General features: G+C 60.9%; 20 protein-coding genes and 1 riboswitch. Of the genes, 9 read left to right on the plus strand and 11 right to left on the minus strand.

Translation table 11 applies throughout. The features are described from left to right. Positions 1-201: 201 nt before the first annotated feature. Both CPY51_RS27110 and CPY51_RS27115 read right to left on the minus strand, forming a co-directional pair. Positions 202-957: a crotonase/enoyl-CoA hydratase family protein gene (locus tag CPY51_RS27110; protein WP_111163329.1), complete on the minus strand. Its 756-nt coding sequence runs from the start codon at positions 955-957 to the stop codon at positions 202-204. Between the two features lie 11 nt (positions 958-968). After that, positions 969-2,750 (minus strand): acyl-CoA dehydrogenase family protein, encoded by a 1,782-nt coding sequence (locus CPY51_RS27115; RefSeq protein ID WP_111163330.1) that lies wholly within the window; start codon positions 2,748-2,750, stop codon positions 969-971. A 204-nt stretch (positions 2,751-2,954) separates the two neighbouring features. Here CPY51_RS27115 and CPY51_RS27120 point away from each other — a divergent pair, with 204 nt between their 5' ends. Beyond that, the gene (locus CPY51_RS27120; RefSeq protein ID WP_420820743.1) at positions 2,955-3,968 is read left to right on the plus strand and encodes a CorA family divalent cation transporter; all 1,014 of its coding nucleotides are present in this window, start codon (positions 2,955-2,957) and stop codon (positions 3,966-3,968) included. 67 nt (positions 3,969-4,035) lie between these two features. On the opposite strand, the gene CPY51_RS27125 is transcribed toward CPY51_RS27120, so the two are convergent. Continuing rightward, complete coding sequence (locus tag CPY51_RS27125; RefSeq protein ID WP_111163331.1) at positions 4,036-4,542, minus strand: BA14K family protein; 507 nt, start codon at positions 4,540-4,542, stop codon at positions 4,036-4,038. 134 nt (positions 4,543-4,676) lie between these two features. On the opposite strand from CPY51_RS27125, the gene CPY51_RS27130 reads away from it, so the two are divergent. Continuing rightward, positions 4,677-5,639: a glycoside hydrolase family 25 protein gene (locus tag CPY51_RS27130; protein ID WP_338049447.1), complete on the plus strand. Its 963-nt coding sequence runs from the start codon at positions 4,677-4,679 to the stop codon at positions 5,637-5,639. A 16-nt stretch (positions 5,640-5,655) separates the two neighbouring features. Here CPY51_RS27130 and CPY51_RS27135 read toward each other — a convergent pair whose 3' ends face one another. Then, positions 5,656-6,741 carry an FAD-binding oxidoreductase gene (locus CPY51_RS27135; RefSeq protein WP_111163363.1) on the minus strand — a complete coding sequence of 362 codons (1,086 nt, stop codon included), beginning with the start codon at positions 6,739-6,741 and terminating at the stop codon, positions 5,656-5,658. 2 nt (positions 6,742-6,743) lie between these two features. Beyond that, positions 6,744-7,988, minus strand: coding sequence for an aromatic ring-hydroxylating oxygenase subunit alpha (locus tag CPY51_RS27140; protein ID WP_111163333.1), 1,245 nt, complete (start codon positions 7,986-7,988; stop codon positions 6,744-6,746). 107 nt (positions 7,989-8,095) lie between these two features. Then, a riboswitch (cobalamin riboswitch) is annotated at positions 8,096-8,295 on the minus strand. Positions 8,296-8,614: 319 nt separating this feature from the next. Here CPY51_RS27140 and CPY51_RS27145 point away from each other — a divergent pair. From CPY51_RS27145 to CPY51_RS27160, 4 genes are all read left to right on the plus strand, one after another. Beyond that, positions 8,615-9,229, plus strand: a complete 615-nt coding sequence (locus CPY51_RS27145; RefSeq protein WP_111163334.1) for a DUF6656 family protein — start codon at positions 8,615-8,617, stop codon at positions 9,227-9,229. 69 nt (positions 9,230-9,298) lie between these two features. Then, complete coding sequence (locus tag CPY51_RS27150) at positions 9,299-10,273, plus strand: L-threonylcarbamoyladenylate synthase (RefSeq protein WP_111163335.1); 975 nt, start codon at positions 9,299-9,301, stop codon at positions 10,271-10,273. Positions 10,274-10,292: 19 nt separating this feature from the next. Further along, positions 10,293-11,738, plus strand: coding sequence for an FAD-binding oxidoreductase (locus tag CPY51_RS27155; RefSeq protein ID WP_111163336.1), 1,446 nt, complete (start codon positions 10,293-10,295; stop codon positions 11,736-11,738). A 15-nt stretch (positions 11,739-11,753) separates the two neighbouring features. Beyond that, entirely contained in the window at positions 11,754-12,140 is a 387-nt protein-coding gene (locus CPY51_RS27160) for an ester cyclase (RefSeq protein WP_111163337.1), read from the plus strand. Between the two features lie 26 nt (positions 12,141-12,166). Here CPY51_RS27160 and CPY51_RS27165 read toward each other — a convergent pair whose 3' ends face one another. The 3 genes from CPY51_RS27165 to CPY51_RS27175 all read right to left on the minus strand — a co-directional run bounded on the left by CPY51_RS27165 (position 12,167) and on the right by CPY51_RS27175 (position 14,592). Continuing rightward, positions 12,167-12,739 (minus strand): pyridoxamine 5'-phosphate oxidase family protein, encoded by a 573-nt coding sequence (locus CPY51_RS27165; protein WP_111163338.1) that lies wholly within the window; start codon positions 12,737-12,739, stop codon positions 12,167-12,169. Between the two features lie 104 nt (positions 12,740-12,843). Further along, the gene (locus tag CPY51_RS27170) at positions 12,844-13,881 is read right to left on the minus strand and encodes an MBL fold metallo-hydrolase (RefSeq protein WP_111163339.1); all 1,038 of its coding nucleotides are present in this window, start codon (positions 13,879-13,881) and stop codon (positions 12,844-12,846) included. Positions 13,882-13,929: 48 nt separating this feature from the next. Further along, on the minus strand, positions 13,930-14,592 hold the full coding sequence (locus CPY51_RS27175; protein WP_111163340.1) for a peroxiredoxin: 663 nt from the start codon (positions 14,590-14,592) through the stop codon (positions 13,930-13,932). A gap of 250 nt (positions 14,593-14,842) precedes the next feature. Here CPY51_RS27175 and CPY51_RS27180 point away from each other — a divergent pair, with 250 nt between their 5' ends. Then, positions 14,843-15,871, plus strand: coding sequence for a class I SAM-dependent methyltransferase (locus CPY51_RS27180; RefSeq protein WP_111163341.1), 1,029 nt, complete (start codon positions 14,843-14,845; stop codon positions 15,869-15,871). Between the two features lie 50 nt (positions 15,872-15,921). Here CPY51_RS27180 and CPY51_RS27185 read toward each other — a convergent pair whose 3' ends face one another. Continuing rightward, entirely contained in the window at positions 15,922-16,299 is a 378-nt protein-coding gene (locus CPY51_RS27185; protein ID WP_111163342.1) for a VOC family protein, read from the minus strand. Positions 16,300-16,637: 338 nt separating this feature from the next. On the opposite strand from CPY51_RS27185, the gene CPY51_RS27190 reads away from it, so the two are divergent. Continuing rightward, positions 16,638-17,450, plus strand: coding sequence for a class I SAM-dependent methyltransferase (locus CPY51_RS27190; RefSeq protein WP_111163343.1), 813 nt, complete (start codon positions 16,638-16,640; stop codon positions 17,448-17,450). 18 nt (positions 17,451-17,468) lie between these two features. Here CPY51_RS27190 and CPY51_RS27195 read toward each other — a convergent pair whose 3' ends face one another. Together CPY51_RS27195 and CPY51_RS27200 are read right to left on the minus strand one after the other, a co-directional pair. After that, positions 17,469-20,264 carry a DNA translocase FtsK gene (locus CPY51_RS27195; RefSeq protein WP_111163344.1) on the minus strand — a complete coding sequence of 932 codons (2,796 nt, stop codon included), beginning with the start codon at positions 20,262-20,264 and terminating at the stop codon, positions 17,469-17,471. 291 nt (positions 20,265-20,555) lie between these two features. Then, positions 20,556-23,048, minus strand: coding sequence for a DUF1217 domain-containing protein (locus CPY51_RS27200; protein WP_111163345.1), 2,493 nt, complete (start codon positions 23,046-23,048; stop codon positions 20,556-20,558). 320 nt (positions 23,049-23,368) lie between these two features. On the opposite strand from CPY51_RS27200, the gene CPY51_RS27205 reads away from it, so the two are divergent. Next, a complete protein-coding gene (locus tag CPY51_RS27205) occupies positions 23,369-23,935 on the plus strand; it encodes a DUF6101 family protein (RefSeq protein ID WP_111163346.1) in 567 nt (188 codons plus the stop codon). Positions 23,936-24,000: the final 65 nt, after the last annotated feature.

Below are 24,000 nucleotides of genomic sequence, written 5' to 3' on the forward strand. Positions count from 1 at the left end.
CAAAACGAGACAGTCGTCTTCACCCGGCGCAAACCGGCGATCGTCATATTGCGAAACAGGGGGATCAGCGCCTGGCACACGGCCGATTTACGGGGTGACAAAGCAGCGGCGACATCATGCGGCCTCCGCGGAACATGTCATCGAAATCTATAATTTAGATTAAACTTAAGCATGACTATCGAAAATAGTATGACTTTTGCGTCACTTTCGTTTCATGAACGCCTCGAAGGCGGCGCGCGCTTCGGCGCTGCGCAATTGCGCTTCGAAATGGCCGGCCTCCTCGTGGATGCGCGAGAGAATATCGTGACTTGAGCCGCGAAGCAGGTCGCGGGCGATCTTCAATGCCTCCGGCGGTTTTGCCGCGAGCCTGGCGGCCGCGGCCAGTGTCTCTTCCTCGAGCGCTTCCGGTGTCGTCACCCGCCAGATCAAGCCGCTTTCCCTTGCTTCTGCCGCCGAGAGGGGCTCGCCAGCGGCAAGGAGCGCAAAGGCGCGCTGATAGCCCATCACACGCGGGGCGATCAGGCTCGATGCAGCTTCGGGGACAAGCGCAAGGTCGACGAAGGGCGTCCGGAACACCGTGCGATCGGAGGCTATCGTCAGGTCGCAGTGCATATGGATGGTCGTGCCGATACCGATGGCCAATCCGTCGACACCCGACACCAGCGGTTTGCGGGCGGCTGCCAGCGCGTTGAGGAAATCCAGGACTTCGGTCCCCATGGCGCCGCCGATGGCAAAGGCCATGAAGTCGGCCATGTCGTTGCCCGCGGAAAAGCAGCCTTCGGTGCCGAGAAAAACATTGACGCGGATAGCCGGGTTTTCGTCCGCTATCCGCAGGGCCTCGGTCAGGCGGATATACATGGCGCGGGTGATGGCGTTCTTCTTCTCCGGCCTGTTGAAACGAATGACCTGCACATGCGGCATGGCGTCTGGATGTTCGATCAGGATGTGGTCGGTCATCGTTCTATCCTTCAGAAGAGGGCGATCCTCGCCGCCTCGAGGCTTGCAGCACCATTGGTCACATAATCCCTCAGCGCCACGGTTTCGGCCAGCATGTTCTCTGCCGCGAACCGGCACAAGGTCACGCGCTTTTCCCGAGCGCCATCGGCGACGTCGGCAAGCCCGCCCTTGGCAAGATAAGCGCCCGTCAGCACGAGGCCGAACAATCGCTGATAGGGCGTGGCGCCGGCTAGCGCCTGGGATAGCCGGCCCGTCGCTTGCTCGGCAAGCAACCAATCCGTCCCCGCTTCAAGATCTGCGATTGCAGCCTTGAGGCGTTTCGCCGTTTCGCCGAAACCGTCTATGCCCGACCGGCTTATGTCTTCGGCCACGGCCTTCAATTCACCGAGGAACCCTCTGACGTGATCGCCCTCGGCAAGCGGCAGTTTGCGGGTGACGAGGTCGATCGCCTGGATGCCGTTGGTGCCTTCGTAGATCGGGGCAATCCTTGCGTCACGCAGCAGGCGGGCAGCTCCCGTCTCCTCGATGAAGCCCATGCCGCCATGCACCTGGATACCCAGCGAGGCGACGTCGACGCCGCAATCGGTGGCGAAGGATTTTGCGATCGGCGTCAACAGGGCGGCACGGTCCTGCCAATGCTTGGCATCCGCCCCGGTCGTCCGCTTGGACATGTCGATCGCGTGGGCGCAGGCGTAGGCGATCGCGCGCGAGCCCTGGGTCAGAGCCTTCATCGTCAGCAGCATGCGGGCGACATCCGGGTGCTCGATGATCGGGCTCATGCCGGACGCAGTCGTTCCGGGCGCCCTGCCCTGCGTGCGCTCGCGCGCGAATTCGACGGCCTTCTGGGTTGCGGCCTCGCAGATGGCGACGCCCTGCATGCCGACGGCGAGGCGCGCATTGTTCATCATCGTGAACATGCAGGCGAGGCCCTTGTTCTCCTCGCCGATCAGCCAGCCGACAGCGCCCTTCTCCGCGCCGAAGCGTCCGTCGCCATAGATCATCGTGCAGGTCGGCGAGCCGTGGATACCGAGCTTGTGCTCCAGCGAGTGGCAGAACAGATCGTTGCGCTCCCCGAGCGAACCGTCTGCCCCGACCAGGAATTTCGGCACGAGAAACAGCGATATGCCGCGCGTGCCTGCCGGTGCATCCGGTAGGCGCGCCAGCACGAGATGGATGATGTTGGCGCTCGCGTCGTGTTCGCCCCAGGTGATGAAGATCTTCTGGCCGAAGATGCGGTAGCTGCCGTCGTCGCGGCGCTCGGCGCGGGATTTCAGTGCGCCGACATCGGAGCCCGCATGCGGTTCCGTCAGGTTCATGGTGCCGGTCCATTCGCCCGATATCATCCGGGCGAGGTAGCGATGCTTGAGATCGTCGCTGCCATGCACGGAAAGCGCCTCGATCGCACCCATCGTCAGCGTCGGCGCCAGCGCGAAGGCCATCGAGCCGGAATTCCACATCTCCAGCGTCGCGACGTTCAGCATGTGCGGCAGCCCCTGCCCGCCGAATTCCTCGCTTGCGGTCAGGCCATTCCAGCCTCCGGCTGCCCAGTCACGATAGAGCTGCGGCCAGCCCTCGGGCAGCCTCACCTCGCCGTCGACCCACCGTGCGCCTTCGGTATCGCCGACATCGGCCAGGGGTGCGATCTCGTTGCCAGCAAAGCGGCCAGCTTCCGAGAGGATCGCCTCGACCATGTCTGCGTCAAGGTCGCCCAGCAGCCCGCCTGCCATCGCCTCATTCATGCCGGCGACGTGGCCCAGCGTGAATATGATCTCCTCCACCGGTGCCTTGTACATGCTCCCGCCTCCACAACGCTCGACCGTCCGACCCGTCGCTCTCATTCCCTACAATGGCTAATTGATTTTGACGTAAACGTCAATTTTCGAAGCGCATTTCCGGAGCGGTGACCGCATGATGCCGTCATTCGACGCGGGCGGTAAGATCCAAAGGGCAAGTGCAACAAAACTGTCATCAACAACGACTAAGGCAGGATCTTTACGATGCGCGATGGGTTCATGCACCAGTTATCCAACCCGACAATCCCGGGCTTCGTTTGGGCCTATCGCTTCCGTCCGGGGTCAACCGCCCCGGAGCGCCTGCCCGAGACCACTGATCGTGCGGCCCTGCTTTCGCAGGATGGTTTCCTGTGGCTGCATCTCAATCTGGTGGATGCCCGTGTCGGCGCATTTCTGGAAGAGCTCAAGGGGCTTAACGACGACGCCCGCTCGGCGCTGACCACGCACGAGACCCATGCCGCCGTTGTCGTCGACGACCAGATGGTCTTCGGCACGCTGGTCGATTTCCAGCGCGAATTCGATCAGGACACGCATGATCTCGGCTGGCTGCATTTCGCGATTTCGGACCGCTTCATCATTACCAGCCGGCTGCAGCCGCTGCGCAGCGTCGAGCGGGCCCGGATGGCGATCGAGAAGAATGCCGCAAAGCTGCTCCGCCCGCTCGACGTCTTCGAGGCTCTGGTCATCGAATTCCAGCGGACGCTGATCTCGCTGGTCATCGAGATGACCGAGGAGCTGAACCTGATCGAGGACTATGTCTACGACAACGCCCCACGCGACGAGCGGCGGCGGCTGGCGCCCGTGCGGCGGACGATCGTCGGCGTTCACCGGCATCTTCGCACGGTGTTGTCGCTGATGCGGCGGGCAGCAGCCTCCGACGATGAGGAGATGCCGCTCGGCTTTGACGAGATGGCCGGGCGGCTAATGGGGAGGCTGGAGATGGTCTCCCATGATGTCTACGAACTGCAGGACAGGGCGCGGCTGCTGCACGAAGAGATCGACTCGAAGCTTTCTTCCGAGATCAATCGCCACTTGTACATCCTGTCGATCATGACGGCGCTCGTCCTGCCGCCGACCCTGGTCACCGGCTTTTTCGGCATGAACACGTCCAGCCTGCCGTTTTCCACAGGCAGCAGCGGCACCGGCTACGCGGTCGCAATCATCGCGGCATCGATCCTGATCGCCTGGTGGCTGCTGAAGCGCGCGGATATCGTTTAGGCACATCTTGGCGCAAACAAAAACGCCCGACATCAGCCGGGCGTTTGTTCACGCGATTGCGTCAGCCTCAATAGTAGGGCGACAAGCACTGACGGCGTGGGCCGTTGTTAGGCTGGAAGGTGTTGTCGTAGCCGCGATAGGAGCGGTAGCGAGCTGCACACCATTCGTAGTGGCGCGGATTCATGCCGCTTGATGGAGCCGCATGGTAGCGCGGCTGGCTTGCAATCGCGCCGCCGATCAGGGCACCGGCACCGAAGGCTGCCAATGGATACCAGTATCCATCATTGTAGCGACGGTATCCGTAGCGATAGCCGTTGTAGCCGCGATAGCCGTTGTAGTATCCACCGCGATAATAGCCGCCACCGCGATAATAGCCGCCACGGCGATAATAAGGACCGCCGCCATAGTATCCGCCATGGCGCCACTGGACCTGCTGGACATCCGCAGGAGCTGCTGGAGACGTTACTGCTGCTGGCGTTGCAGGCATTTGTATTGCGAAAGACGGCGTGAAACTCGTCAATGCAACTGCTGCCGAAATGGCGAGAGTTGCCACTCTCGTACTCAACTTGTACATTTCAGTCTCCATTGCCTATGGCATCTTGTGTTACAAAATAACGCTCCGGTCTGACAAAGGTTCCGGGGACGTCCGAGGGCTAAGAAAACTCACTGTTAATTCATAAAGAGCGCAAGCTTAACGCGGGATTAACCATGGTTCCTTACTTTCGTCCCATGAAGGGATATCGGCAGGTTCTCACGCTGATTTGTAGTTTCTTGCTCGTCCTGGCTCTCACCGGACAGGCGAACAGGGTTTCGGCCGGCGAACGGCAACCCTGGAACGATCCCGACTATGCCCTGATCGTCGATGCCTACGAGCTGAACACGATCGACTGGGACCTCCTCGTCAAGGACAAGCGCATCGCGGCCTTCGTTTCCAAGGCCTCCGACGGGTTGCCTGAAAGCTTCAGCTGCACCGACGGCGAGGGCGACAGCGTCGCGCACTGCAAGACGATGTGGCGCAAATATGCCGTCAGCCGCGAGCTTTTCCGCACCCGCCGGATGCTGGCAAAGGCGAATGGGCTGCTCTGGGGCGCCTACCACCTCGGCCGCCCCGGAAACCCGATCGACCAGGCCAACCACTTCCTCGACTATGCCGATCCTCAGCCCGACGAATTGATGATCCTCGACATAGACGGCATCGACCCGACGCAATTCATATCGCTCGACGATGCACAGATCTTCGTCGGCCACATCAAGGAGAGGACGGGCCGCTATCCGATCCTCTATGCCAACCATAACGTCGCCAAATATATCGCCGACCACGGCAACGACTATCCCGTCCTGTCGCGCCTGCCGCTCTGGTATGCCCGCTACAAGCCCGATGTCGACGGCATTTTCCCATTGGGCAACTGGACCGGCTATGCGATGTGGCAGTTCTCCTCCGCCGACAACTGCTCGCTGCGCCGTTGCCCCTACCGCGTTCCGGGAACGCTCACCGATATCGATGTCAACCTGGCGCCGATGACCAAGACGCAGCTTGCCAAGACCTGGCCGCAGGGCGACCTGCTGCCACCAAGGCTGGAGCCGCCGTCGCTAATCGCCGCAGCGCCACAATCGGAGCCGCAGACGCGGGGGAAGGTTGAGATTACGGCGCTGAATTATCAGGATTTTTGACGAGAAGCTCCCGGCATCAAGCCTCGATCTGCACGTCCGTCTTCGGGCGGGAGCAGCAGGCCAGGATGTAGCCTTCGTCGATTTCGTCGTCGAGGATGCCGCCGTTGTGGTTCATTTCGACGTCGCCCGAGAGCTTCATGACCTTGCAGGTGCCGCAGAGGCCGGATTCGCAGGCGGCGCCGATGCGGACGCCGGCGCTGCGGGCGGCTTGCAGGACGGTCTGGCCTGGAGAGCAGGCGACGTCCTTGCCGGCCATGGTGAAGCGGATCGAGGTGGCGACCTCGCCGTCCTCGTTCGGAGACGGCTCGGGGACGAGCTCGGCCGAGGCGGGGCGGAAGCTTTCCTGGTGATAGCGCGACATGTCGAAGCCGCTTGCTTCCAGCGTCGAGCGGACGAACTCCATGAAGATATCGGGGCCGCAGCAGAACACCGTGCGGTCGAGGAAGTCGTGGGCGAGGAGTGCGATCTTGGCCTTGTCGATGCGGCCTTTGAGGCCCGACCACAGCTCGGTGCGCCCGCATTGCTCGACGATGAAGCCGAGATTGAGATTGGGCATGAAGCGGGCGAGATATTCGAGCTCGGAGCGGAAGACGATCTCCGAGGGGCCGCGCGAACAGTTGACGAAGGTGATGTCGGCGAGCGGCGCGATGTCGCTCATGTAGCGCGTCATCGACATCATCGGCGTGATGCCGGAGCCGGCCGAGATGAACAGGTATTTTTCGCCGGGATGGCGGATATGGGTGAAATCGCCGAGCGGGCCGAAGGCGCGGATGCGCATGCCGGGCTTCAGGTTCTCGAACATCCAGCGCGTGCCGATGCTGTCCTTCTGCGCCTTGACGGTCACCGCGACCGAGAAGGGCCGCGATGGCGTCGAGGACAGCGTATAGGTGCGCATGACGGGCTCGGGGCCGACGGGCAGCTCCAGCGTGACGAACTGGCCCGGCAGATAGCGGAACCAGTTGTCCCTGTCGGACCGGAAGGTGAAGGTCATCACGTCGGGCGCCTCCGGTGTCACCGATAGGCATTCAAGCAGATGCTGCCTGTCGCTCCAGGGCTGCATCTGGTCGAGGTGCTGGTGGCGCTGAGGGACCGTCATGTTCATGTTCATGCCACAGCCGAGAGCTTGCCCTGCTCGCCCTGCAGCCGGTTGACCATGAAGTTCGAATACCATTCGACGAACTGCATGACGCCGCCTTCGTGGAGTTCCGAATAAGGACCGGGCTCGTAGGCAGGGGAATGGATGCCGAATGCATTTTCCTCGACGATGCGACGGTCCTGGTCGTTGGTCTCGGTCCAGACGTGGGTCAGCTCCTCGAGGTTGTAATCGACGCCCTCGACGGCGTCCTTGTGGACCAGCCACTTTGTGGTGACAGCGGTTTCCTCGGCGTTGAGAGGCAGTACGCGGAACGAGATCGCGTGGTCTCCCAGCAGGTGGTTCCAGGTGGTCGGATAGTGGAACAGCAGCATCGTGCCGATGCCCCCGACTTTAACGTCATCCGATAGCGGACGCCTGACGGCATTCTGGCCGGACATGGTGTAGCTTTCGGCGCCTTCGATCAGGGGCATGCGGGCGGCGCGGTACTGGCCGTCGGCCGAGAGCTGGAACTTGCTCGGCAGGCCTGCTGCCTCGCAATGCTGCCAATGCGCCTGGATGACCGGGTCGTTCATCGCGCCCTGGATGCCGCTGACCGTCGGGGCTTCAGAGAAAGTCCGGCAAAGCTCGGGATGGTTAGCGGCGCAATGGTAGCATTCGCGGTTGTTTTCCCAGACCAGCTTCCAGTTGCCCTTCTCGATGATGGTGCTCTGGAAGGCGACCTTGGCCTCGCTCATGCGGTGCGGCAGCATGTATGGCGCGATCATGTCGCGGACGGCTGCGAAATCCGGCGCGGTCTTTGCGAGACAGATGAAGATGTAACCGCCGACGCTTTCGCAATGGACCGGCTTCAGGTTGAACTGGGTCTTGTCGAAATCCTCGGCCATCTGGCGGGCGAAGAGCAGCGAACCGTCGAGTTCGTAGGTCCACTGGTGATAGGGGCAGACGAGCTTGGCGGACGATCCGCGCTCCGACGTGCAGACGCGGGAGCCGCGATGGCGACAGCTGTTGTGGAAGGCGCGGATGACCTGGTCGCGTCCGCGGACGATGACGACGGGATATTCGCCGACCTGGACGGTGATGTAGTTGCCGGCGCGCGGCACTTCGCAATCATGGCCGATGAACAGCCAGTCGCGATAGTAGATCATTTCCATATCGAGCTTGAAGTAATCCTGGTCGATGTAGAACGGCTGTTCCAGGCTGAAACCCGGGCGGCGGTTCTTCAGCTGCCGGAGAACGTTGTTGCGAATATCCATCTGCATATCCTCATGCGAAATTCGTTGTCCGGGGCATAAGGAAACAGCCGGCGTGGCGGCTAAATGCCGATGCCGAGCAGCCTCCGGCCGCCCGCCGCGACCAGTTCAAAACCATGTTCCCAATGGCTGGTTTCCGGGCTCTGGAGCCGTCCCCAAGGGGACTACATGGCACCTTCCCAGGCTTGCGACCCAGTGGTCTTATTGCCATGCTTAAACTCCACCACCGTTGCGGGGGCAGCGCCGGAATTTGACCGGCTTCCCAATTATCCACCCCCTAGCAGGCGGCACCTTGAGATCGGCTCCATATAACCACCGCGCAGGGCCGCTGTTTGGCTACAATGCGACATCCAGTTCGAAAATGACGACAGCCCATCTCGCAACTGCAATAAGCCGGCGACCGTTGCTCATTGTCAATATTCGTCAGTGATTTAGGTGAACACAAAGCCGTGCAGAACGGCGCTTTTGCTATGCTGCAGCAAAGCGTTGCATGTCGTCGATCCCGTTTGCGACATAATCTCCGGGGGTGGTCGTTTCACGCCTCCGCAGTTTGACCGGGTGCCTTAAGAGGAGGTTAAGCATAGTTTCATATTCTCGCCCAACAATCACAAGGCCCGAGGGCGCGACGCATGGCAAAGCTTAGATATTACGACGCGAGGCCGAACAATGCGGTCGAGCCTGCGCGTCCCGCGGCGGTCCACAGCGAATTCCTGCGGACGGGCCGCATCATCCGCAACAGCACGGCCAATTGGCTGGCGGACGAGCGTCGCTACCTTTCCTATGATGAAGTCGCCGAGAAAACGGCACGCAAGCTTCAGGCGGCCGGCGAGCAGACGCATGGTCGGCTGAGCAACTTCCACAGTTCGATCAAATTTCCGAAGCTGATCTTTCACCGGACGCTCGCTGACAGCCCGCATCTCGGCTATTGCCACGTCACGGCTTCGCGGACGCAATTTGCCAAATACGAGACGGTCAGCTGGGCTTTCTATATCGCCAACTTCTTTGCGAAGATCGGCGAAAACGACAGCTTCTTCGAGGAGATCGACGGCAGGGCATCCCGGATGTATTTTGCCGTCGCGGTAAAGACGGACGCGCAATCGGAAGACAGCAAGCTGACGATCAACCGCAATGTCCGTGGCAATGGCGTGCTGTTCCAGACCCACGACCCGCAGGTGGCGATCCGCAACGTGCTGCTGCTCGGCGCCCGCAACGAACAACTCCGCGACATCATCCGCCAGCTTTAGATCGCTTCCCCGCATTGATCGAACGTGCCGAAAGGCATAATGACAGCCTGAACTGAAACCGGTCAGGCCATGGCAAGACATATCGACATTCTAAGCGACCCCGAAGGCGGCATCCGGGAGGCAACGGCGATCCTCTCGCAAGGGCTGCCGGTCGCACTGCCGACGGAGACGGTCTACGGTCTTGCTGCCGATGCCACCAACCCCAAGGCCATCGCGCGGATCTACGAGACGAAGGGTCGGCCGCAATTCAACCCGCTGATCTGCCATATGAGCGATCTCGCCATGGCAGAGCGGCACGCGGTGTTCGATCCGATCTCGCGCAAGCTGGCGGAGGCGTTCTGGCCGGGACCTCTGACGCTGGTCTTGCCGCTGAAGGCAGGGAGCACCATCCATCCGCTTGCGACCGCCGGGCTCGACAGCGTCGGCATCCGGGTGCCGAAGGGATTTGCCGGAGATCTGATACGCGCCTTCGGACGGCCGCTTGCCGCCCCGAGCGCCAATACCTCGGGCAAGATCAGCGCCACAAGCGCCGATCACGTCGAAGCCGATCTCGGCGACAGGATCGAGCTTATCCTCGATGCCGGCTCCTGTGCGGTCGGCGTGGAATCGACCATCGTCAAGATAGAGGACGGCGAGGTCAGGCTTTTGAGGCCGGGCGGGCTTTCGGCCGAGGATATCGAGCGCGTCGCCGGCCAGCCGCTCCAGCGAAAGGCCGGCGCCACACCGGCAATCGAGGCGCCCGGCATGCTGGCCTCGCATTATGCACCCGGCGCTGCAGTTCGCCTCGATGCGCACAATGTCTCCTCGGGCGAAGCGCTTATTCGTTTCGGCGCGCCTGAAATCGAAGGCGAGAAGAATGCGACCATTGTGCTCGACCTCAGTGCTTCCGGCGATTTGTCCGAGGCTGCGGCAAACCTGTTCGATTTCATGAAGCGTGCCGACGCCAGCGGTGCATCGACCATCGCCTTTTCCGCCATTCCCGACGAAGGTCTTGGCGAAGCCATCAACGACCGGCTGCGCCGCGCCGCGGCTCCCCGCGAATAGTCAATCACAAGGACCCGCCATGAGCAGTTCCGCATCGTCACCAGTTCTCCTCGCCCCTGCCCTTCTCGACCGCTTCGCATCGATCGTCGGCGAGGCGCATGTGTTGCGGGAGGCCGCCGATATCGCGCCGCGGCTCGTCGAGAACCGGGGGCTTTATCACGGCGCGTCGCCGATGGTGCTGAAGCCTGCTACCGTTGAGGAGGTCTCGGCAATCCTCAAGCTCGCGACCGAAACAGGAACGGCGATCGTGCCGCAGACGGGCAATACCGGCCTTGTCGGTGGCCAGACGCCGCGTGAGGGCGGCTCCGACATCATCCTGTCGCTGGAGCGAATGAACCGCATCCGCGATATCGACCCGGTCGCCAATGTCATCGTCGTTGATGGCGGCTGCATCCTTGCCGATGTGCAGAGGGCGGCCGAGCAGCGTGGGCGCTTGTTTCCGCTGTCGCTCGGCTCCGAAGGTTCCTGCCGGATCGGCGGCAACCTTTCGACCAATGCCGGTGGAACGGCGGTTCTGGCCTATGGCAACATCCGCCAGCTCTGCCTCGGGCTCGAGGTCGTGTTGCCGACCGGCGAAATCTGGAACGGGTTGCGACGCCTGAAGAAGGACAATACCGGCTACGACCTGCGCGATCTCTTCATCGGCGCGGAAGGCACGCTCGGCGTCATCACCGGTGCGGTCCTGAAACTCTTCCCGCAACCGCTCGGCCATCAAGTGGCCTTTGCCGGAATTGCATCGGTCGAGGATGCGCTGACGCTGTTCAAGAACGCCTCCAGCCTCTGCGCCGGGGCGCTGACCGGCTTCGAGTTGATGCCGCGCATTGGCGTCGAATTCACCGCCCGCAATATCGAAGGTGTGCGTGATCCGCTGGCGTCCCCGCATCCGTGGTACGTGCTGATCGACATTTCCACATCTGACACAGCCGAGACTGCCGAGCGGATGATGACGACACTGTTGGAGCAGGGTTTCGAGGCGGGTCTGGTGCAGGACGCGACGATCGCCAGCTCCGAGGCGCAGCGGCAGGCGCTATGGCACATGCGCGAGAGCATGTCGGATGCTCAGAAGCCGGAGGGCGGATCGATCAAGCATGACGTGTCGGTGCCGGTGTCGCAGATACCGCAATTCATGCACGAGGCGGAAAAGGCCGTGATGGCGGCCATGCCCGGCGCCCGCATCTGTGCCTTCGGTCACATGGGCGACGGCAATATCCACTACAACATCTCCCAGCCGGTTGGAGCCGACAAAGCTCAATTCATCGGCCGCTGGCGGGAAATGAACCATATCGTCCACGGGCTCGTTCTGAAGCATGAAGGGTCGATCTCCGCCGAACATGGGATTGGCCAATTGAAGCGCGATGAACTGGCGGAGATCAGACCGGGGATCGAGATCGAATTGATGAAAAGGATCAAGCGGTCGTTCGATCCGGCAGGTATCATGAATCCTGGTAAGGTCGTGCTGGTTTAGCAGGGAGCAAATGCCGTGATTGAAAGCGAACTCGCCGGCATCTATCGCGCCTATATCGCCTGCCTGAACGAGCAGGATTGGGCGAGGCTCGGGCGGTTCGTTCATGACGAGGCGTGCCACAACGGCCGGCAATTCGGGCTTTCCGGCTACCGCGAAATGCTGGAGCGGGATTTCCGGGAAATCCCGGACCTACATTTCAACATTCGATTGCTGGTGGCCGATCCGCCATTTATCGCGAGCCGGCTTGATTTCGATTGCAGACCGAAGGGCAAGTTTCTCGGCCTTGATGTGAACGGGCGAAGGATCTCGTTTTCGGAGAATGTGTTTTACGAATTTCGGGATGGAAAGATCGATCAGGTCTGGTCCGTCATAGACAAGGCGGCGATCGAGGGTCAGCTGTAATCCAGTTCGAAGCCGGCATACGGAAATCAGGCCGTAGGCGGTGCTGCTTGTTCGAAGAAGCCGGTCGGGAAACCGTCGATGCTGACCTGGTTCTTCTCCTGCCAATAGGCTTCGAGCCCGTCGACGCCCTTGGCCCTGGCCCATGCATCCATCTGGGGCCGCTCTTCTGTGTATTCGAACAGCGGGACGCCGTAACCACACGAGGTTTGCACCAGATCGAAATCGAGATGGACCATTTGACGGGCTCCGAGCGGCGCCCGGTCATCGAAAAGGTCTCGTAGCCTGTCGGCGAATTCATCGCTGTCGCGACGAATGACGCGGCCTTGGCCGTAAAGGCGCATGATCAGAGGCGGTCCCGAAACGGCGCAGAACATGATGGTCAAGCGACCATCAGCCTTGATGTGCGCGGCGGTTTCGTTTCCGCTTCCGGTCCTGTCCAGATACATCACCGCATTGTCGCCGAGGATACGAAACATGTCGGTGCTGCGCGGCGAGATGTTGACGCGCCCGGTGGCTGCCGCCGACGCGGTGAAGAACATGTGCTGTTCAGCGATGAAACGATGATGATGAGGTTCAAGATGCGTGAATTGCTTTGCCATCCGACATCCATGCCATCGGCGCAAAAGACCGGCAAGTGGTTTTCGGCACAACCTGGGGCCTGGGCGCGGCCGCGGTGATCTGGCTCCCGTGTCGGCGTGGACCGCTATCGAACCACTGGTCCGTTCGCCTTCTTCCAGGCGTCGATACCACCCTCGATATGGCAAGCGCTGATCAGGCCGGCATCCTGCGCGGCCTCCACCGCCATTGCCGAGCGTTCGCCGAAGGCGCAGTAGAACACGATCCGTTTGCCTGTTGCCGCGGCTAGCTCACGCAACATGCCGCCGGCGCTGATGTTTTCCTGCAGATCCGTATAGGGGGCGTGCAGCGAGCCCGGTATCTTTCCATGCTTTTCGCATTCGCTCTTCTCCCGCAGGTCGACAAGCGCAATGTCGGCGCGGCCGCGCAGTGCCAATGCCTGCGCCGCCGAGACCGCCCAGCCTTTGCGCGCAATCTCGTCCTGATGAAGACCGACATGCACATTGGCCGGCACCGCCACGTCCATCATCTTCGGGTTGGGAAGATTGAGGTTGTTCATGATGTCGGCGTACTCGTCCGCAGACCGAACCTTCAGTCGCGGATTGAACAGCTTCTCCTCGCCGATGGTGGAGACGGTGTCGCCTTTGTAATCGTGGGCCGGATAGACCAGGGTCTCATCAGGCAGTTTGAGCAGCTTATTGAAGATCGAATCATATTGCTGGTGCGGGTTGCCATTTTGAAAATCGGTGCGCCCGGTGCCGCGAATGAGCAGGGTGTCGCCTGTGAAGACGCGCCCACCCATGAGAAAAGAATAGGAATCGTCCGTATGGCCCGGCGTATAGAGCACATCGAGGCTCAGCCCCTCGATCGCGACACGATCGCCCTCCGCCACCCGCATGGAGACGACGTCTGCAAGGGTCTGTTCTCCCATGACAGTGATGCAGTGGGTGCGATCGCGCAGGGCGGCCAATCCGGTGACGTGGTCGGCGTGCAAATGGGTATCCACGGCCTTGACCAGCTTGAGATCAAGTTCTTCCACCAGCTTGAGATAGCGATCCACCTTCTCGAGCACGGGATCGATGATGAGCGCCTCGCCGCCCTGCCGGCTGGCGATGAGGTAGGTGTAGGTTCCGGACACGCTGTCGAAGAGCTGACGGAAGATCATCGGCTACTGCCTTGCGCAAATATTGCCCCTGACAAGGGGACGTCGTTGTTACGCCTTTGGCTGCGGAACGATCCGGATGTACGGCTTCGGTGCGTCCCACCCATTCGGATATAAAGCCCTGGCCTCGTCGTCGCTCACCGAACCGGCGATGATCACTTTCTCGCCCTGCTTCCAGTTCACCGGGGTTGCGACCCTGTGTCTGGCGGTAAGCTGGAGCGAGTCGATCACGCGCAAAACTTCATCGAAATTGCGGCCCGTGGTCATTGGATAGACCATGATCAACTTGATCTTCTTGTCGGGCCCGACAACAAAGACGTTTCGCACGGTCTGATTGTCGCTCGGCGTGCGCTTGGTCGGATCGCCCGATACTGCTGCCGGCAGCATGCCATAGAGCTTCGATACGTTGAAATCGACATCGGCAATCATCGGGAAGTTCGGCGCAACGCCCTGTGTCTCCTTGATGTCGCTTGCCCAACCGGAATGGCGATCGAGCGGATCGACCGAAAGACCGATGAGCTTCACTCCACGCTTGTCGAATTCGGGTTTGATCTTGGCCATGTAGCCGAGTTCGGTGGTGCACACCGGCGTGAAATCCTTCGGGTGCGAGAACAGGACGGCCCAGGAGTTGCCGATCCAGTCGTAGAACCGGATCTTGCCTTCGGTCGTTACTGCCACGAAATCCGGTGCGGTATCATTGATTGCAAGAGTCATAGCTGCCTCCACCGTGAATAATGGTTACCCAGATATTTCTTCAGCGTGATTATTGTACAATATACTAATTTAGACAATTCGAAAGACTTGGGTTGCGGTGGCGCACCTCGATAGTGGTATCCGCGCAAGATACCCCAAAAGATTGCTCAGAACGTCTGGCGAGGTGGTGTATTGTCCGATCGCGATTGATCCTGCCGAAGGCTGAATTGAGCGGACGGCTGATCTGTTCGATTGACCAGGGGAGGTTGTCATGTCCTTGAATGCAGACGAAACGGTTTCCGGCGAGATATCACCGGCGCTTTTGGTTGACGCCATGTTCGGCTTCCGGAAGACGGCCGCGATCAAGGCTGCCATAGAGCTCGATGTTTTCACGGCGATCGGCGGTAGCGGAGGCACCGCGGCTTCCCTCGCCTCGGCCACAAAGGCTTCCGAGCGCGGCATGCGCATCCTCTGCGACTATCTGGTCGTCGGCGGCTTCCTGACCAAGACCGGCGATCGCTATGGGCTGACGCCGTCCAGTCGGGTGTTTCTCGACCGTCAATCCCCGGCTTATCTGGGCTCGGCTATCGACTTTGTCGCGGCACCGGAAATGGCGCGATTGTTCCTCGACGACCCTTCGGCCTATGTTCGCAACGGCGGATCGGTGGGATTGGCGAATGTCTCCGCCGACAATCCTGTCTGGGTCCGGTTCGCCCGCGGCATGGGTTCGTTTGTTGCGAGCAGCGCCGAAAGCCTTGCGGCGGAAGTCGCCCGTTGGCCAACGGCACCGAAGCGCGTTCTCGACATAGCAGCGGGACATGGCCTCTTTGGCATTGAAGTCGCAAAGGCGTTTCCGAAAGCGGAAATCGTCGCCGTCGACTGGCGATCGGTGCTCGAACTGGCTGAAGCGAATGCCCGGAACGCCGGCGTCGCGGACAGGTATCGGATTTTGCCGGGAAGCGCTTTCGAGGTCGATTGGGGCAGCGATTACGACCTGGTGCTCCTCCCGAACTTTCTGCATCATTTCGATATCGATACCTGCGTGACGCTGCTGCAGAAGATCCGCGCCAGCCTGAGCGAAACAGGCAACGTCATCGCCGTCGAGTTCATACCGAATGAGGACCGCGTTTCACCGCCATTTCCGGCCGCCTTTTCGTTTGAGATGCTGGCATGTACCCCGAGGGGTGACGCGTATACGGAGAAAGACCTCGCAGAAATGGCCCGGCGCGCCGGCTTCGGCGGGATATCCACCCGACCCCTGCCGCCATCGCCGTCGAGCCTGATTTTCTTCAAGCGCTGACGATCGTTGCCGCGGTCGCTTCGTAACTCGTTGCCCGTGGAGCGCAGCCCTCATTCGCCTACGTGAAAAAACGCCTCGAGACGATAGCCGTCGGGGTCGATGATGAATGCGGCGTAGTAGAACTGTCCGTATTCCGGCCGGATCCCCGGCGCGCCGTTGTCTTCGCCGCCGTTTGCCAGGCCCGCGGCATAGAACGCATCTACCGAAGCCTGGTTCGGCGCGACGAAGCAAAAATGCAGGCCGGACTGCCGGTCCGGCGGCACGGGCTTCTCCACCTCGCCGACCCAGAACCTTGCGCGCTCAGAGCCGTATCCCATCATGTTGCCGAAGCTGGTCAGCCGCTCGTATCCGAGAGCCCCCAGAGCAGCGTCATAAAAGCTGCGCGCACGCGCCAATTCCTTCACGCCAATCGACATGTGATCGAACATAAGCCGCAGGCTCCTTCCTGTCTGGCGACGTGGCTCCGTGAAAGCGGAACGCACGAAATAAGAGGCGCGGCAATTCCTCGAACATGACACGCCAACCATATCGCGAGCATCTTTCAATCATCCGTGGGAGTCAACAAACCGGTCGTGGAGCGCTTCGTTTGCTGGCCAGCATCAGTGTTTCATTGCCCGGCGTTGCCCCTCCCCATCCCATGCTCATGAGGGCGTGCTATCGCGTCTATCCATAAGCGCGTATCATTGGGGCGTTCGGCCAATGCCTCCTTGCGGCTTTTCTTCGAGGCGACCGGGCAGACGCCGTGGATGACTGACGGGAGGAAACGGTGGTGGAATCGGACAAGCATTTCACAGGTGCAATCCCTGATCTCTACGATCGACTGCTGGTTCCGCTCATATTTCGGGAATATGCGAGCGACCTTGCCGCGCGCGCAGCCGGGCTCAAGCCGCAATCCCTGCTGGAAATTGCGGCCGGTACCGGCTCTCTGACGCGGGCGACCGCACCCCTTCTCGATGAAAACGCGAGGATCGTCGTGTCCGACCTGAACCAGCCGATGCTCGATGTGGCAATGATAAAGCAGGGAAGGGACGATCGGATCGCCTGGCAGCAGGCGGATGCCCTGGCCCTCCCCTTCGATGCGCAGGCGTTCGATGTCGTGACGTGCCAGTTCGGCGTGATGTTCTTTCCGGATAAGGTCCAAGCGTATAGGGAGGCTCTCCGCGTCCTGAAGACGGGAGGACATTACTTCTTCAATGTCTGGGATGGGCTTGCCACCAACGATTTTGCCCGCGTGATTACCGAGACATTGGCCGATATCTTCCCCAACGATCCGCCGCGTTTCATGGCAAGGACACCGCACGGCTACTCGGACACGGAGATCATCCGGGCGCAACTGGATGAGGCCGGCTTCCGCTCGATTGCGATAGAGACCCTGGAACGCGAGAGCAAAGCGACCTCCGCGGAGCAAGCCGCCGTCACCTATTGCCAGGGGACCCCGCTCAGGAACGAGATCGAGGAGCGCAATCCGTCCGGCCTGGAGGCGACGACCTGGAAGGTCGCCGAGATATTGCGAAAGCGATTTGGAACCGGTGTCATCGAGGGCAGGATCACGGCCCACGTGGTGACCGCGATCAGTTAACGGGCGACGAGACGGCTCCTAATCCATGTCCTCGTGCCGGGCCTGATGTGACGCATCGCGGTTGCCGCTGATGATCTCACGTTTGCCGACATGGTTGGCGGGGCCGACGAGGCCATCCTTTTCCATGCGCTCCACGAGGGATGCTGCCCGGTTGTAGCCGATGCCGAGGCGGCGCTGGATGTAGGAGGTCGAGCACTTCTTGTCGCGCATGACAACCTTGATCGCCTGCTCGTAGTGATCGTCTCCGTCTTCCGCTGCCATCGCGCCCTTGTCGAAGACGGCGCCGCCGTCCTCTTCTTCTTCCTCGTCATCCTCGCCTGATGTGACCGTGTCGAGGTATTCGGGGCGGCCCTGTGTCTTCAGATGGGCGACGACCTTCTCGACTTCCTCGTCTGAAACGAAGGGGCCGTGAACGCGGGAAATGCGGCCGCCGCCGGCCATGTGCAGCATGTCGCCCTGGCCGAGGAGCTGTTCGGCACCCTGCTCGCCGAGGATCGTGCGGCTGTCGATCTTCGACGTTACCTGGAAGGAAATGCGGGTGGGGAAGTTTGCCTTGATCGTGCCGGTGATGACGTCGACGGAGGGACGCTGCGTCGCCATGATCAGGTGAATGCCTGCCGCGCGGGCCATCTGCGCCAGCCGCTGGATCGCGCCTTCGATTTCCTTGCCGGCGACCATCATCAGGTCGGCCATCTCGTCGACGATGACGACGATATAAGGCATCGGCGTCAGGTCCATCTCCTGGCTCTCTTCGATCGGAGCGCCGGTGCCCTTGTCAAAGCCGGTCTGGACGACGGCCATGATCGTTTCGCCCTTTTCGCGGGCGATCGCCGTGCGGGCGTTATAGCCGTCGATATTGCGGACGCCGAGCCGCGACATCTTGCGGTAGCGATCCTCCATCTCGCGCACCGCCCATTTGAGCGCCAGAACCGCCTTCTTCGGGTCGGTAACGACCGGGGTCAGGAGATGCGGAATACCGTCATAGACGGAGAGTTCGAGCATCTTCGGATCGACCATGATCAGGCGGCATTGCTCGGGCGTCAGCCTGTAGAGCAGCGACAGGATCATGGTGTTGATGGCGACCGACTTGCCGGAGCCTGTGGTGCCGGCCACCAGCAGATGCGGCATCTTGGCGAGCTCGGCGATGATGGGTTCGCCGCCGATATTCTTGCCGAGGCAGAGCGCCAGTTTGAAATCGGTGTTCTCGAAGCTCTGCGCCTCGATCAATTCGCGGAAGTACACCGTCTCGCGCACGACGTTCGGCAACTCGATGCCGATGACGTTGCGGCCGGGGACAACGGCGACACGGGCCGACAGTGCCGACATCGAACGGGCGATATCGTCGGCGAGGCCGATGACGCGCGATGACTTGACGCCGGGAGCCGGTTCGAATTCGTAGAGGGTCACTACCGGGCCTGGCCGGACGTGGATGATCTCGCCCTTGACGCCGAAGTCCTCCAGCACGCTCTCGAGCAGGCCGGCGTTCTGTTCCAGCGTCTCCTGCGTCATGACGACGCCGACCCGTTCCGCCGGCTCCTGCAGCAGTTCGCGCGACGGAAACTCGTACTCGACTTCACCGTTCATCGCCTGGCGCCATTCGACCGGAGCCGGGCTCACAGCATTGTCGCGAAGGCGAGAGGCCTGCGGCCTCAGATCGATCATCCGGGCGGCTTTCGTCTCGACGGCCGGGCGGACGGCCTTGGCAACAGCCGTCGCCTTCGGCGGCTCGGGGATGACGATCGGCAGAGGAGCGGCAGTAACGGCGACCGGCGCAGGCTGAGGTGCGACGACGGGCGGAGCCTTGATGACCAGCGGCTTCGGCTCGACTTGCTTCACAGCGATCGGCTGCAGGACGGCTGGCGCCGCGGGGGGCGTCGGCAGCCGGGCGGCAATCATCTGCTGGCTAGCGGCCATGGCGACCGGACGGCATTCTACAACACGGAACAGCGAGGCAATCGATTCGGGGCCAATCCACGGGCGCGAACGAATCACATTGGCGAGCGGTACGAAAACCGGACCGGCGACCGTGGTGAGGTCGCCATCGAACGGCATGACGTCCCAGAAGGCGAAGTCGGAGACATTTGCCAGCCGGGCGTCCACCGAGGGAAGAGTGCCGACATCGCTTGACGAAGTCGAGGCTGCCGAAGCGTCCGGGGCGACGGTTATGCCTTGGGCTCGTGCCCAGGCAATGTTGGCCGCTTCCGCGTCGGCCATTGCCGTGCGTTCGGCGCGCTGGCTGAAGGTCAATGGTCTCGTGGAAACAGGGCGTTCCTCGGCGGCTGCCTGCATGGATTTTACGGCGGTCTCGACCATCGATTGAAGCGCCTCGACAGGCCGCTCTGTGGGTGCCGGGGTGGGTTCCGTAGCATCCGCGGCCTGCTGCGCCTCCTCCGCCTCCGCCTCTTCCGGCGAGGACGGACGGCGTTTGGTCAGCGTGCTCTCGGGCGTGCGGGTAAAGCGCACGTTCGGCGCCAGCGAAAAGGCTGTTTGCCAGATGGGAGATCCGTTGGCATCGACCGGAACCGGGAAAATCGCCATGGCTGCCGGCTTTTGCGGCCGTGCGGCGGCACTTGCCAGCGGCGGCTTCAGCTGCGGTGCGGACGCGGCCTTTGCCGACGAAGCCTGAGAGGCGGCGGCCAGCTGGGCCTTGCGCTTGGCTTCGCGGGCCTCTGCCAGTTTCTGCTCGAGGTAGGCCCGGCGCTCTGCCGTTTCAGCGGCCTTGCGGGCCTCTGCTTCCGACCGCTCCCTGTCGCCCTGATCCTCCTGCTGGAAGCCCATTGCCATGTTGGAGAAGTTTGTTCTGGGAAAACGCATGAGGCCTGCAATCCACTCATTGAATAATGCCGATAGCTTTCCCAATCGATAGGGCAAGGACGGTTAACAAGTTCCTTCCGACGGGTCGTTAAGACGCCCTCGATGACCAAAAATCGCACGGCAGAGAGGGTGGCGGTGGGCTTGTTTCGAGGCGCGCCGGGCCTTTCCGGGCGTCTCGCAAACGGAGAAAAAATGTGGGAAAAACTGGCGTGCCGCCACCGGAATGAAATCGCCTGCCGCTTGGTCGGCGGCAGGCGGGCATCATGGATGGAGAGACTATCGAAGGCGAGATCAGCTGGTCTTCAATGTCGCGATCGACAATAGCATATCGGCGCTGATGCCGACCGTGCCGGAGCCCTGAAGGATGCTCAGCGCGGGCGAAGACGTCGAGGTGTTCTGCAGATCATACATGGCCGAAAAGCGCTGCAGGAGCTTTGTCACCTTGTCAGGGTCCTGCAGATCGCTGATGTCGACAAGATTGTTGAGCATCTTGGCCTGCTGGTCGACATCCATGTTGGAGATCGAGCTCGGCAGGCTGAAGGTCGTGGTGATGACCTGGTAAAGGGCGCTGTCCGACATGATATCGTAAATCGACGAGATATCGGGTGCCTTGCGCTGGAAGTAGAGCGCCAGGCGAACGCCGTCGCTGGTCTCCCCCTGCTGGCTCTCGAGGGTCTGGTGGAGATAGAGATCGTCGGTGTTGGCAACTGCGCCTGCATTCTGCGCGGTGCCGAGCTTGGTGTTGGTCAGGTTGCCTTTGGCATCGAAATTGAAGGCCTCGACGATATTCTTGAACTGGGCGCCGGCATCGGTGTTGACGAAGCTCTTGGGATCGGATGGATCGGCGGCGAACGCCTTCTTCAGCGTGTCGGTCGTGACCTTCTTCGGATCGATGCCACTGGCAGTGAGGATGAAGTTCGTGAGCTTGGTATCAGCCAACAGGTCGGTGACGCTGTGGACGCCGGTGATGTTGGTGGCGAAATAGGTCGCGGCGGTCTTGATATCGGTGGTTGCCTTCGTGAGGGCCGCCCCCGTCAGCCCGATCTTGGAACGGCTGGTATATTCGTTGACGTAGTTATTGATGTCGGCCTGGGACAACGCCTGAACGGCGGTCTCGAGTTTACCGTCGCTGCCGAAGTTGAAGGCTTTGGCAAGGTTCGTGAAACGAGCGTCCTTGAGCGAGCTGACATAGCTCTTTGGATCATAGGGGTCGCTTTCCAGCACCTTCTTCATCTGCGTCGTCGACATTTCGTCAGGACTGATGCCATAGGCGCGCAGAGCGACCTGATACAGTTCCGGCAGGCTGTCGTTGCTCTTGTCCGTATCCGCATCGGCGTTGCTGAGGAAGAACGACTTGATGTCGGTGACATCAGCGATCCTGGTCTTGTAATTGGTCTGGGCGCTGGTCACCAGTGCGGTCTGGGCCTTCGCGTAGTTGGTCTTGAACGCGGTGGATGCAGCTGCGATCTCGGTTGACGTCTGGGCCTGATCACCCGAGGCAACGGTGCCATCCGACTGAAAATTGAACTGCGTTATGACGTTGCTGAGGCCAAATAGCGCCGCATTGGTCGAGTTCCTCATTCCCAACCGGAACTCGGTCGCCGACATGTTGGAGTCGAGGCCATAAGCGGTCTTGACGTAGTTGAAGAGCTGCGTATCCGAGGTGAGGTCGGTAATCGAGGTGATCGACCCGATCGTGGCCTTGTAATAAGCGTCGCTGTCGGCTGCGCCCACTGCGGTCATGAAGGATGGGACCGTGGTGTTGTATTGGTCCATCACTGCGGCTTTTTGCGTTTCGGTCTGCGCATGCGACACGAAGTTTGCCGTATAGTCCGCGGCCCCCGTTGCCAGCTGCGTAGCGTTCTGGGCCACGTCGCCGGAAGCGACGGTGCCGTCGGGCTGAAAATTGAACTGCGCCATGACGTCGGTCAGGCCGTTGCTTGCGGCCAGCGAAGGGCTGCGGGCCGACGCATTGAATGCGGCCGCCGAGATGTTCGATATCCCATAGGCGGTCTTGATGTAGTCGAACAGCTGCGTATTGGACGTCAGGTCCTTCACGGACGTGATCGAGCTGATCTGGCTCTGGTAATAGGCGATGTCGGCGTCCGGGGTCGATGTCTTCACCGTTCCGTCAGTGTTGAAATTGAACTGCGCCGCGATCTTCTTGTCGGTGGCGCTGCCGTTCAAATTGACAAAGCTGTTGGGATCGCTGAGGTCGCTCGTCAATACGGACTTCAGGAAGCTGTTGGACGTCACGGTCGGATCGAGGCCGTAGGCACTCAGCACGTACGACCTCAGCTTGGTATTGCTGAGTAGCTGGTCGACGTTGGTGATGGTGTCCATCCCGGCGGCGTAGGCGTCGCTCGCGGTCTTTGCCGCCGTTTCCTCATCGGTAAAGGACTGGGTGTAGAGGCCGAGCATGTCGTCCTCCTGGTCCGACGTCTGCGGGACATCCGTGGTGGCGCCGAAATTGAATGCAGCGGCAAACGCCTTGTAGCGAGGATCGGTCAGCTTGTTGGCAAAGCTGCTTGAATCGCTGAGGTCGCTGGTCAGCACCTCCTTCATCATCCCCTTGGCATAGGTCATGTCCTCAAGGCCGTAGGCCTTCATCGCATAGCTATAGAGCTGGTAGTTGCCGAGCAGGTCGTCGACCGTCTTCACCTTGCCGATATTGGCATTGTAGTAGTCGGCCTGCCGCTTCGTCTCGGATTGAGCCGCGATGTTGCCGAGCGTCGTCGTCATGTCCCGGGACGCGATCGTATAGCCAAGGTAAGTCGAGATCATTGAGGGGACCCTTCAGCAAGTCCTTAAGTGCGCGCGCGAATCTGTGCCATATTATCTCAGCTAAACCTTACCTGAGACTTACAATCCTTCGCGCCTTGCGTGTGCCTTATCGGGACGGAGCATATTCTCGTTTATTCATATTATGGAAACCGTGACAGGTTCTTTTTTGCTAACCATCTGACGACGCAAACTTTTCTTAACCGCAATTTTTAAGCTGTCTGGAAGGGCGGCCGCCTAATCTTGCCACATCGAGAGGACGAAAAGTTCTCCGTAAGAAGACCGGAAAACCGGCTCTCAGGTAAGACAAGGGTAGAAAATAGATGACAAATACCGTCCTCAAGCCCCATTGGGCAGGAACCACACTGCGGCTCGATCCGACGCGCTTTCCGCAGCAGGTCAGCTACGCCATGCGTGGCGCAACCGGCGATGTCACCATCACAATAGACGCTCGCGGCGCCGTGCTGCGCAAGATCCTTCCGTCAAGCGGATTGCCGCTGTCGATCGCCCTGCCGAAGCGCGCCTTCAAGGGCGTCGCGGCACGAGCCATCGATCACGGCGACGGCGAAGTCACCGTGACGCTTGAACTGCACCACGACGATCCGGACCTCTGCATCCCGCTTCTCGTCGCCCATGACCTCAGCGACATTGCAGCGGACTGGCGGTCCTGGTCGGAAGCTTTCCACATCCCGATGATGATGGTGGAGGCCGATGGCGTGGCACGTCCGCTCGAAGACCATCTCGGCGGCGTGCGCACCAACGAAGCAAAGCAGCGCCGGCGTCATTCATTCTTCGCCAATCGCCGCCCGCGCTTTTTGGTACGCCGCACCACCGGCAAGCTTGGCGTAAAGATGAAAATTCAGGGCCGCGAAATCATCGCGCGCAACTGAACTTCAGAAACGAGACAGCCAGATTTGGAAAACCCGGCGCGAGAGCGCCGGGTTTCGTGTTTCAT

Origin of the sequence: Arminella tubonensis (assembly GCF_003240585.1) — a bacterium.
Classification (GTDB): Bacteria; Pseudomonadota; Alphaproteobacteria; order Rhizobiales; family Rhizobiaceae; genus Rhizobium; species Rhizobium tubonense.

Bases quoted from the DNA above. Each gene is read 5' to 3' on its own strand.
- CPY51_RS27110 (WP_111163329.1), bottom strand. From the start codon at position 957: ATGACCGACCACATCCTGATCGAACATCCAGACGCCATGCCGCATGTG.
- CPY51_RS27115 (WP_111163330.1), bottom strand. From the start codon at position 2,750: ATGTACAAGGCACCGGTGGAGGAGATCATATTCACGCTGGGCCACGTC.
- CPY51_RS27120 (WP_420820743.1), top strand. From the start codon at position 2,955: ATGCGCGATGGGTTCATGCACCAGTTATCCAACCCGACAATCCCGGGC.
- CPY51_RS27125 (WP_111163331.1), bottom strand. From the start codon at position 4,542: ATGTACAAGTTGAGTACGAGAGTGGCAACTCTCGCCATTTCGGCAGCA.
- CPY51_RS27130 (WP_338049447.1), top strand. From the start codon at position 4,677: ATGGTTCCTTACTTTCGTCCCATGAAGGGATATCGGCAGGTTCTCACG.
- CPY51_RS27135 (WP_111163363.1), bottom strand. From the start codon at position 6,741: ATGAACATGACGGTCCCTCAGCGCCACCAGCACCTCGACCAGATGCAG.
- CPY51_RS27140 (WP_111163333.1), bottom strand. From the start codon at position 7,988: ATGGATATTCGCAACAACGTTCTCCGGCAGCTGAAGAACCGCCGCCCG.
- CPY51_RS27145 (WP_111163334.1), top strand. From the start codon at position 8,615: ATGGCAAAGCTTAGATATTACGACGCGAGGCCGAACAATGCGGTCGAG.
- CPY51_RS27150 (WP_111163335.1), top strand. From the start codon at position 9,299: ATGGCAAGACATATCGACATTCTAAGCGACCCCGAAGGCGGCATCCGG.
- CPY51_RS27155 (WP_111163336.1), top strand. From the start codon at position 10,293: ATGAGCAGTTCCGCATCGTCACCAGTTCTCCTCGCCCCTGCCCTTCTC.
- CPY51_RS27165 (WP_111163338.1), bottom strand. From the start codon at position 12,739: ATGGCAAAGCAATTCACGCATCTTGAACCTCATCATCATCGTTTCATC.
- CPY51_RS27170 (WP_111163339.1), bottom strand. From the start codon at position 13,881: ATGATCTTCCGTCAGCTCTTCGACAGCGTGTCCGGAACCTACACCTAC.
- CPY51_RS27175 (WP_111163340.1), bottom strand. From the start codon at position 14,592: ATGACTCTTGCAATCAATGATACCGCACCGGATTTCGTGGCAGTAACG.
- CPY51_RS27180 (WP_111163341.1), top strand. From the start codon at position 14,843: ATGTCCTTGAATGCAGACGAAACGGTTTCCGGCGAGATATCACCGGCG.
- CPY51_RS27185 (WP_111163342.1), bottom strand. From the start codon at position 16,299: ATGTTCGATCACATGTCGATTGGCGTGAAGGAATTGGCGCGTGCGCGC.
- CPY51_RS27195 (WP_111163344.1), bottom strand. From the start codon at position 20,264: ATGCGTTTTCCCAGAACAAACTTCTCCAACATGGCAATGGGCTTCCAG.
- CPY51_RS27200 (WP_111163345.1), bottom strand. From the start codon at position 23,048: ATGATCTCGACTTACCTTGGCTATACGATCGCGTCCCGGGACATGACG.
- CPY51_RS27205 (WP_111163346.1), top strand. From the start codon at position 23,369: ATGACAAATACCGTCCTCAAGCCCCATTGGGCAGGAACCACACTGCGG.